Origin of the sequence: Mesorhizobium sp. M8A.F.Ca.ET.202.01.1.1 (assembly GCF_004791595.1) — a bacterium.
GTDB lineage: Bacteria > Pseudomonadota > Alphaproteobacteria > Rhizobiales > Rhizobiaceae > Mesorhizobium.
This window is the reverse complement of sequence record NZ_SRUN01000022.1, coordinates 19,440-29,365: the sequence shown is the minus strand read 5'-3', so window position 1 is coordinate 29,365 and position 9,926 is coordinate 19,440. Positions and strand designations below refer to the sequence as shown.

The following is a 9,926-nucleotide window of genomic DNA, read 5'->3' as shown; positions in this document are numbered from 1 at the left end:
CAGATGACATAACAAATGGTAAAAGATCAAGATTCTTAGCCGCTTTGACGTATCGGGAACCATTACTTGAAGATTCAATGAAGATGAGCGCTCTTCTTGCCACTTGTTTCGACCTCCAATATTTCGTGCTGTGCGGCTATCCTGGGATAATTCGGCGCAGCTCTTGGCCGTGCGGGCCTTGAACAATGCGGTGAACATACCCTTTTCAGTTCACTGCGGTCGCAAAAAGTCTGTAAATTAAGTTGAAGGATCTGTTGCAACCGATCGAAGGCGGCGATCGGCACGGTCTGGAGGGTGGCTCATGTGGCGGCGCATGATGTAATTAGATCTGGTGGACAATCGACGCAGGGCTGAGTAGCGGAGATGCTGCGCTCGAAGCGGGAGTGTAGCAGGCTACTTCAAGATTGGCGGCTTTTTCGGCAGGGCAACAACCATCGGAATTGACCGGTCAACTTCCTCCTGGAGGCAAGATCGGTGCCGACATGGCGCAAATTCCCCGCCTTTTCAGCACCCTGATTTTTAATGCCGCAGATTATGCCCAATCATTCCGTCGAACGATACGCATGTTAATCCCCCGATGAGGTTGATAATTCTGAGTTAGAGATGTGGGATGGCGTGTTCCCCGGGGGGCGGACTGCATCCAGCAGATGGGCAGCCTCCGGCTGGCTAACGGTCCATCAAGACGCGTTTTTACCGTGATCTGCACGTACAGCCAGTATTGAGCCTAGAGCTATGGCGGAAACTGGGTGATAACGTTTTGAGGAGAGCGGCGTACGAGGCGGGTGATGAAGCCTGCCAGAACCTCTCGAGGAGAGCGATACGCCATGAACGAGACTATCAACATTGTTCTCCTTCGTCAGCCTGACGAGTTTGATGATCCACTGATCGATGTGCTTCGCACCGGGGCGCGCAAATTGCTGGCGCAGGCGATCGAGATCGAGGCCGAGACGTTTCTTGCCGAGATGCGGGATCTCAAGCTTGCCGATGGCCGTGACCGGATTGTCCGGCATGGTCACGGCCCGGAACGGAGCCATCCAGACGGGCATCGGGCCGGTGCCAGTCAGGCGGGTGAAGATCCGGGATCGCGGCGCGAATGGCAAGGTGATCGGGTCCGGTTCTCCTCATTGATTCTGCCGAAATGGGCGCGTCGGACGCGGAGTCTGGATGCGCTGCTTCCCGTTCTCTACCTGCGCGGCGTTTCGACAGGGGATTTCCAGGAAGCGCTGAGCGCGCTTATGGGCAAGGACGCGCGGAACCTTCACCCTCGGTGATCACTCGGCTGACGGCGGAGTGGAACGCCGACTACGAGCGTTGGCAAAAGCGCGATCTTTCGGCGCGGCGCTACGTCTATGTGTGGCGGACGGGGTTTACCTGCAGGCCGCATGGAAGACCAAGCCGAATGCATGCTGGTCCTGATCGGCGCCACGCCCGAGGGCAGGAAAGAACTCGTCGGTTTCCAGACCGGCGTTCGCGAGAGCGCGCAGAGCTGGCGCGAGTTGCTGGTCGACGTGAAGCGGCGTGGCCTGAAGATCCGCGCCCGATATTGCCGTCGGCGATGGCGCGCTCGGTTTGTGGAGAGCGCTCGACGAGGCCGTCCGGGTCGGCAATCAGGCAGCAGCGTGAACCCCGCAGATATCCAGAAGCGGCTAGAGCACTTCCGAGGAGGCGCGTCACACCGACTGCGTTACGCGGCCCATGCGCCGCCCATCGGCATCGGTCGATATCGGCTTCATGCCTTCCGAACTCGCAAGCGCTGGCGGAGCGCGTATGCAGCCGCAGGCTGCCCCGATAGGTTGCGACCTAGGACGTAGACTCATTACCACACAGCCAGATGCTTGATGTGAGCCCACCTCGCGAGCGACCGAGACTATGATCTCGATCCCCCCTTTTGCTGTCGCGCCCTGCTTATGGACGCGAACGATGGAGGTGTCGATCATCTGCGCCCGGCCGTCATGCGCTTTAGCAATTTCGATCATGAGGCGGTCCCACACACCTGCTTTCCGCCATCGGACAAAGCCGTTGTAGGGCCGTATCGCTCGGGGAGGTCCCGCCAAGGCGCACCGGACCGCAGTACCCAGAACTTGTTCAATAAATCTCGGCTTTCTTCCAACCATTTACAGTTCCTGTAATTCAGAAACTGTCCCCTATCTATTTGCCTCAGTCGAGGGGTGCACTCCACTGCTGTCCGGGAATTAAAGGAACTCTTGTCCGGCTTTTGCGAAATCCGCACTATCGCCGGCTGGAGGGGCTTGAAGCCGCTGCGACTCTGGCACAACTCTACGCAACGGCGCGGCTGTTCGTGAACTTCTTCCAGCCCTCCTTCAAGCTGGCGGGAAAAGAACGGGACGGCGCCCGCGTGCGCAAGCGCTATCACCCGGCGGCAACACCATGCCAGCGACTGCGGCACATCCACTCACGGCTGAACCGGTTCGGGCCATGCTGGCGCAAACACAGGGGCGGCTGGATCCGGTAAAGCTGCTGCGAGAGATGCGATCGGCGCAGCAGCACCTCGTCGACATTGCTGATGGATCTTGCACGCCGGCGCTGGTGGTGAGCGATCTGGCGCTGGATCAGTTCCTGTCGGGCCTGCGGACGGCCTGGAACTGGGGGAAATCCGCCCAGCCGCAAGAGCCAAGCCGAAGCAAAAGCGGGGTCGTCGGCGACCGGATCCGCTGCTGAAGGTCACGGGCCGGCTGCGCGCGTGGTTCGACGAAGAGCCCTGGCGGACGAGCCGCGAATTACTGGTGCGCCTGCAGGAGGAGCAGCCGGGGCAATATCCTGATCAACTTCTGCGCACGCTGCAGCGCCGTTTGAAGATCTGGCGGAAGGAAAAGGCGCACGCGATGGTGTTTGGGCCAATGCACGTCGAGCCGCCAATCGAGCCGATGGCGAATTGATCCCAACCCGGCCCTGGGGAAATTATGGTGAGGCAACGGAAAATCGTTCGGGAACAATCCAGGGTGAGGCAATACGACCTCTCTCCCCAGATTTTCGAAAAGCTTCCGCCGTGTCTGGTTGGTTTGGAGGCGTGCGGCGGTTCGCATTATTGGGCGCACCAGATTGCGGCGCTCGGTCACGACGTGCGTTGAATCCCGCCGATTGTGTGAAGCCTTTTGTGAAACGGGGCAAGACGGACGCCGCCGACGCCGAAGCGATCAGCGAAGCCGTCACCCGCAAGACCATGCGTTTCGTTCCGATCAAATCGGCTGATCAACAGGCGGCGGCCATGGTGCTGAGGACGCGCGCCCTTTTGATCCGCCAGCAAACTCAGGCGATCAACGCGCTTCGCGGGCATTTGTCGAAGTTGCCGCCCTCGGCACGGCTAAAGTGGCTGCGTTGATCGAGATCGTCCGCGACGAGGCGGACGTTTGCCTGCCAAAAGCCGCTCGTTTGGCTCTGGCTGAAATCGCCGGTCAGGTCGAGGCGCTGACGCGTCAAATCGACAAGCTCGAATGAGGGAGTCGGCGAGGCGAAGCGCGACGAGGACATGCGACGGCTGACCACAATTCCGGGCGTCGGAGCGATCACCGCGGCTTCCGTCAAAGCGCTGATCCCGGATCCCGACGGGTTCATAACAAATGGTAAAAGATCAAGATTCTTAGCCGCTTTGACGTATCGGGAACCATTACTTGAAGATTCAATGAAGATGAGCGCTCTTCTTGCCACTTGTTTCGACCTCCAATATTTCGTGCTGTGCGGCTATCCTGGGATAATTCGGCGCAGCTCTTGGCCGTGCGGGCCTTGAACAATGCGGTGAACATACCCTTTTCAGTTCACTGCGGTCGCAAAAAGTCTGTAAATTAAGTTGAAGGATCTGTTGCAACCGATCGAAGGCGGCGATCGGCACGGTCTGGAGGGTGGCTCATGTGGCGGCGCATGATGTAATTAGATCTGGTGGACAATCGACGCAGGGCTGAGTAGCGGAGATGCTGCGCTCGAAGCGGGAGTGTAGCAGGCTACTTCAAGATTGGCGGCTTTTTCGGCAGGGCAACAACCATCGGAATTGACCGGTCAACTTCCTCCTGGAGGCAAGATCGGTGCCGACATGGCGCAGATTCCCCGCCTTTTCAGCACCCTGATTTTTAATGCCGCAGATTATGCCCAATCATTCCGTCGAACGATACGCATGTTAATCCCCCGATGAGGTTGATAATTCTGAGTTAGAGATGTGGGATGGCGTGTTCCCCGGGGGGCGGACTGCATCCAGCAGATGGGCAGCCTCCGGCTGGCTAACGGTCCATCAAGACGCGTTTTTACCGTGATCTGCACGTACAGCCAGTATTGAGCCTAGAGCTATGGCGGAAACTGGGTGATAACGTTTTGAGGAGAGCGGCGTACGAGGCGGGTGATGAAGCCTGCCAGAACCTCTCGAGGAGAGCGATACGCCATGAACGAGACTATCAACATTGTTCTCCTTCGTCAGCCTGACGAGTTTGATGATCCACTGATCGATGTGCTTCGCACCGGGGCGCGCAAATTGCTGGCGCAGGCGATCGAGATCGAGGCCGAGACGTTTCTTGCCGAGATGCGGGATCTCAAGCTTGCCGATGGCCGTGACCGGATTGTCCGGCATGGTCACGGCCCGGAACGGAGCCATCCAGACGGGCATCGGGCCGGTGCCAGTCAGGCGGGTGAAGATCCGGGATCGCGGCGCGAATGGCAAGGTGATCGGGTCCGGTTCTCCTCATTGATTCTGCCGAAATGGGCGCGTCGGACGCGGAGTCTGGATGCGCTGCTTCCCGTTCTCTACCTGCGCGGCGTTTCGACAGGGGATTTCCAGGAAGCGCTGAGCGCGCTTATGGGCAAGGACGCGCGGAACCTTCACCCTCGGTGATCACTCGGCTGACGGCGGAGTGGAACGCCGACTACGAGCGTTGGCAAAAGCGCGATCTTTCGGCGCGGCGCTACGTCTATGTGTGGCGGACGGGGTTTACCTGCAGGCCGCATGGAAGACCAAGCCGAATGCATGCTGGTCCTGATCGGCGCCACGCCCGAGGGCAGGAAAGAACTCGTCGGTTTCCAGACCGGCGTTCGCGAGAGCGCGCAGAGCTGGCGCGAGTTGCTGGTCGACGTGAAGCGGCGTGGCCTGAAGATCCGCGCCCGATATTGCCGTCGGCGATGGCGCGCTCGGTTTGTGGAGAGCGCTCGACGAGGCCGTCCGGGTCGGCAATCAGGCAGCAGCGTGAACCCCGCAGATATCCAGAAGCGGCTAGAGCACTTCCGAGGAGGCGCGTCACACCGACTGCGTTACGCGGCCCATGCGCCGCCCATCGGCATCGGTCGATATCGGCTTCATGCCTTCCGAACTCGCAAGCGCTGGCGGAGCGCGTATGCAGCCGCAGGCTGCCCCGATAGGTTGCGACCTAGGACGTAGACTCATTACCACACAGCCAGATGCTTGATGTGAGCCCACCTCGCGAGCGACCGAGACTATGATCTCGATCCCCCCTTTTGCTGTCGCGCCCTGCTTATGGACGCGAACGATGGAGGTGTCGATCATCTGCGCCCGGCCGTCATGCGCTTTAGCAATTTCGATCATGAGGCGGTCCCACACACCTGCTTTCCGCCATCGGACAAAGCCGTTGTAGGGCCGTATCGCTCGGGGAGGTCCCGCCAAGGCGCACCGGACCGCAGTACCCAGAACTTGTTCAATAAATCTCGGCTTTCTTCCAACCATTTACAGTTCCTGTAATTCAGAAACTGTCCCCTATCTATTTGCCTCAGTCGAGGGGTGCACTCCACTGCTGTCCGGGAATTAAAGGAACTCTTGTCCGGCTTTTGCGAAATCCGCACTATCGCCGGCTGGAGGGGCTTGAAGCCGCTGCGACTCTGGCACAACTCTACGCAACGGCGCGGCTGTTCGTGAACTTCTTCCAGCCCTCCTTCAAGCTGGCGGGAAAAGAACGGGACGGCGCCCGCGTGCGCAAGCGCTATCACCCGGCGGCAACACCATGCCAGCGACTGCGGCACATCCACTCACGGCTGAACCGGTTCGGGCCATGCTGGCGCAAACACAGGGGCGGCTGGATCCGGTAAAGCTGCTGCGAGAGATGCGATCGGCGCAGCAGCACCTCGTCGACATTGCTGATGGATCTTGCACGCCGGCGCTGGTGGTGAGCGATCTGGCGCTGGATCAGTTCCTGTCGGGCCTGCGGACGGCCTGGAACTGGGGGAAATCCGCCCAGCCGCAAGAGCCAAGCCGAAGCAAAAGCGGGGTCGTCGGCGACCGGATCCGCTGCTGAAGGTCACGGGCCGGCTGCGCGCGTGGTTCGACGAAGAGCCCTGGCGGACGAGCCGCGAATTACTGGTGCGCCTGCAGGAGGAGCAGCCGGGGCAATATCCTGATCAACTTCTGCGCACGCTGCAGCGCCGTTTGAAGATCTGGCGGAAGGAAAAGGCGCACGCGATGGTGTTTGGGCCAATGCACGTCGAGCCGCCAATCGAGCCGATGGCGAATTGATCCCAACCCGGCCCTGGGGAAATTATGGTGAGGCAACGGAAAATCGTTCGGGAACAATCCAGGGTGAGGCAATACGACCTCTCTCCCCAGATTTTCGAAAAGCTTCCGCCGTGTCTGGTTGGTTTGGAGGCGTGCGGCGGTTCGCATTATTGGGCGCACCAGATTGCGGCGCTCGGTCACGACGTGCGTTTAATCCCGCCGATTGTGTGAAGCCTTTTGTGAAACGGGGCAAGACGGACGCCGCCGACGCCGAAGCGATCAGCGAAGCCGTCACCCGCAAGACCATGCGTTTCGTTCCGATCAAATCGGCTGATCAACAGGCGGCGGCCATGGTGCTGAGGACGCGCGCCCTTTTGATCCGCCAGCAAACTCAGGCGATCAACGCGCTTCGCGGGCATTTGTCGAAGTTGCCGCCCTCGGCACGGCTAAAGTGGCTGCGTTGATCGAGATCGTCCGCGACGAGGCGGACGTTTGCCTGCCAAAAGCCGCTCGTTTGGCTCTGGCTGAAATCGCCGGTCAGGTCGAGGCGCTGACGCGTCAAATCGACAAGCTCGAATGAGGGAGTCGGCGAGGCGAAGCGCGACGAGGACATGCGACGGCTGACCACAATTCCGGGCGTCGGAGCGATCACCGCGGCTTCCGTCAAAGCGCTGATCCCGGATCCCGACGGGTTCAAATCCGGTCGTCACTTCGCCGCCTGGCTGGGACTGACGCCAAAACCCCATTCGAGCGGCGGCAAGGAGCGGCTCGGCGGCATATCGAAATGGGCAACCCGACGCTCCGCTCGCTGCTTGTTTGTGGCGCGACGTCGGTCTTGCGGCGTTAAGGGCAACGACAAAGCGCCGCGATGGCTCGTCGCCCTTTAAGCGCGGCAGCCTTTCAAGGTCATCGCGATCGCGCTCGCCAACAAGATGGCGAGGATTATCTGGGCGCTGCTCACCAAGGGCGGGACATATCGAAATGCTGGTGCGGCAAGCGGCGCACCACGCGCCTGAGCCGAACGACGACCAGGACGGATTGGCCGGCGCGACGCCGGACAGAGGCGAGGTGCAAAATTAGACGATGACCCACGGGCGAGGCGAGAGAGGCCGGCGCGACAATGCGCCTACAGCGCGTCAGATTGATCAGCCCCTGGCATCGCGAATTTCATCGAGGCCAGCGGTCTTAGACCGCGCTGAAAGGTCGGACATATGACCGCACCTATCCCGCTGGATGACATGTCTGAAAAAGCGCTTGCCCGCGTGGCCGTTCCACATATGTCGCGCTATAAAATGGGCATGCGTTCGATGATGGCCGAAGTCCAAAGGTCTGCAAACCACCTGTCGTGGTTTCATTCCGCACTTATGAGTTCACGGCCTAGTCGTGTCCGCGATTTCTGAAACACGCACTTTGCTCGGGAGAGCCGTTCGAATGCAGAACGTTAGCATCAAATAGTAGCAAATTTTGGTCGATGCGTTTCAAGAAGCTGAGGCATTTGATCCATAAATATCCCGATGCAAGTTTAAGTTCTGGCGGGAGCGTGAATACTTGGGAGAAAAAGCAACCCGCGATGCAAAGTTCGCCGCCCTGGAGGGGATCGCTTGGCGGACCAGAGATCCACGAGTGCCTAGGTGGAGCTTTGGAATGAGCGGGCACAGCCGCCGCAAGCGTCGTTGCGCGGCTTTGAACCTCAATCTTGGCAGTCAAGAATCGTCGAAGTCCGGGTGTTCAGTTGACGCCTAGTGCGGCCGTATTCGCGACGGCAAGACAAGGAGAACAATATTCTTAAGGGAGGGATGTAAATGAATATGTTGCCAGTCAACCGCCGCCTCTTAATCAAGGCGATGCTTCTCGGATCGGCGGCCCCCTTGCTCGCGAGCTCTGTGGCCCTTGCATCGTCATGTGGTGATCAGATCGTGCGCATGGCAGCAATTTGGGCTGCCGACACAATGAATCCATTCGCTACTTGGTCGTCCTTTTGGCCGACTGCATTCACCTATGACCCTCTCGTTGGCATGGATGCGCAACGCCATCGTGATCGGAGAGGCTTTGCCAAGGAATGGTCGGTTGCGCATGACAATCTGACATGGACGTTTAAAATCTGGCCGGGCATGAGGTGGTCAGACGGCCAACCCGCCACAGCCAGAGACGCTGCATTCACCTATAACTATTTGCGCGAGTCTATCGGCACCCCAAACGAGCTGAATGTTGGGTGGAATAATGCTGCTGGGTTGGAAAACGTCGAGTCCATTAGGGCTATTGATGATGAAACCCTCCAAATTGTGACCAAGCTTCCAACGCGATGGCCAGTCAATAATGCAGTTCTGATTGTTCCCGAGCACATTTGGGCGAAGATTAGCCACGCCGACGCGCGTAACACCTTTCGCAATGATCCTCCGCTGGTGGGCACAGGCCCCATGATTGTTTCAGAGTTTCAGCCGGGTCAATTTGTCCGCTTGGCGTCGAACAAGTATTTTCGCATGGGACAGCCGCCCATGGCAGGCATGATTTTGAACCTGTTCAATACAGCAGATCCCATCGCCCAAGGTCTAAAAAGTGGCAACCTTGACTACGGTTATGGCATCACATCTGCTCAGTGGGAGGATCTCTCCAACCATTCCGACATTAGGGTCGGCCAATCGCGGGTCGAACAACGGAACTATCTGGCCTTCAACACTGCGTCCGGGGAGGGGGCAGGCAGCACGAAGGCCCTGCAAGATACGGCGTTTCGCGATGCCATTGGGTACGCGATCGATCAGAAGACCATCGTCGATCGCGCCTTTCGTGGGCATGCCGACCCGGGCGTGGGGGTGGTCATGCCGGCGGCGACCGATTACTATTCAGAGTTGAGCGACATAAGGCGCCGCTTTGACCTTGCTGAGGCTGCTCGCCGGCTTGATGCCGCCGGTTATCTCGACACAAACGGCGACGGACTTCGGGAGGACGAGGAGGGAAACAGCCTTCAACTTGAGCTGATCACCGGAGCATCCGGGGGCGGCCTCGAGATTCCGATCGCGGCGGTGCAACTCGTTGCTGGTTGGTTGGGGCAAATTGGCATTCCGGTGTCAGTGACGCAGCTTGAAACCGGCGCGCTGGGCGCCCGCACAGCAGCACCGGCCAATGGCGGTGGAGGCTGGGACCTGTTGGTCTCTTCGACTTGGCTGTCGCCCACCCCACACGACATCCTCAACTTGGGTAACAGCAAGGGCATTGGGACAAACAACACCTCTTATTGGAGAAATGACAAGTTTGACTCACTTCTTTCAGAAGCGGACGTCACGGTTGACCTCGCGAAAAGCAAGCAGCTGGTCGACGAGGCGACGCGTCTCATCTACACACAAGCGCCCTACATCATGCTGTGTTACCCTTTTCTGCTCGACGCGCATCGAACGGACTGCATCCAAGGTTGGGGGACAGAGGATGCCGTATCAATGTGGGGCTATTTCCCGTTCGATCGTCTGAGGCCGGTCTGATGTCTAGTGCCTTC

At 59.1% G+C, this 9,926-nt stretch carries 4 protein-coding genes and 7 pseudogenes; 9 read left to right on the top strand and 2 right to left on the bottom strand.

What is annotated here, in order from left to right; translation table 11 throughout:
- Nucleotides 1–785 precede the first annotated feature (785 nt).
- Nucleotides 786–1,590: pseudogene (locus EN845_RS31430) on the top strand (transposase); the annotation flags it as partial.
- Nucleotides 1,591–1,988: 398 nt separating this feature from the next.
- On the opposite strand, the pseudogene EN845_RS31425 reads toward EN845_RS31430, so the two are convergent.
- Nucleotides 1,989–2,080: pseudogene (locus EN845_RS31425) on the bottom strand (IS5/IS1182 family transposase); the annotation flags it as partial.
- A 150-nt stretch (nt 2,081–2,230) separates the two neighbouring features.
- Here EN845_RS31425 and EN845_RS31420 point away from each other — a divergent pair.
- The 4 genes and pseudogenes from EN845_RS31420 to EN845_RS31410 all read left to right on the top strand — a co-directional run.
- Nucleotides 2,231–2,897: pseudogene (locus EN845_RS31420) on the top strand (transposase); the annotation flags it as partial.
- A gap of 188 nt (nt 2,898–3,085) precedes the next feature.
- Nucleotides 3,086–3,340: a transposase gene (locus EN845_RS36320; RefSeq protein WP_245511855.1), complete on the top strand. Its 255-nt coding sequence runs from the start codon at nt 3,086–3,088 to the stop codon at nt 3,338–3,340.
- A gap of 147 nt (nt 3,341–3,487) precedes the next feature.
- Entirely contained in the window at nt 3,488–3,745 is a 258-nt protein-coding gene (locus EN845_RS36315) for a transposase (RefSeq protein WP_245511853.1), read from the top strand.
- A 603-nt stretch (nt 3,746–4,348) separates the two neighbouring features.
- Nucleotides 4,349–5,153, top strand: a pseudogene (locus tag EN845_RS31410) (transposase); the annotation flags it as partial.
- 398 nt (nt 5,154–5,551) lie between these two features.
- Here the strand turns inward: EN845_RS31410 and EN845_RS31405 are convergent.
- Nucleotides 5,552–5,643: pseudogene (locus EN845_RS31405) on the bottom strand (IS5/IS1182 family transposase); the annotation flags it as partial.
- A gap of 150 nt (nt 5,644–5,793) precedes the next feature.
- On the opposite strand from EN845_RS31405, the pseudogene EN845_RS31400 reads away from it, so the two are divergent.
- The 4 genes and pseudogenes from EN845_RS31400 to EN845_RS31390 all read left to right on the top strand — a co-directional run.
- Nucleotides 5,794–6,460: pseudogene (locus EN845_RS31400) on the top strand (transposase); the annotation flags it as partial.
- A 24-nt stretch (nt 6,461–6,484) separates the two neighbouring features.
- A pseudogene (locus EN845_RS31395) lies at nt 6,485–7,455 on the top strand (IS110 family transposase).
- 195 nt (nt 7,456–7,650) lie between these two features.
- The gene (locus EN845_RS35230; RefSeq protein ID WP_127322461.1) at nt 7,651–7,839 is read left to right on the top strand and encodes a hypothetical protein; all 189 of its coding nucleotides are present in this window, start codon (nt 7,651–7,653) and stop codon (nt 7,837–7,839) included.
- A 402-nt stretch (nt 7,840–8,241) separates the two neighbouring features.
- Nucleotides 8,242–9,912 (top strand): ABC transporter substrate-binding protein, encoded by a 1,671-nt coding sequence (locus tag EN845_RS31390; RefSeq protein WP_127308898.1) that lies wholly within the window; start codon nt 8,242–8,244, stop codon nt 9,910–9,912.
- Nucleotides 9,913–9,926 lie beyond the last annotated feature (14 nt).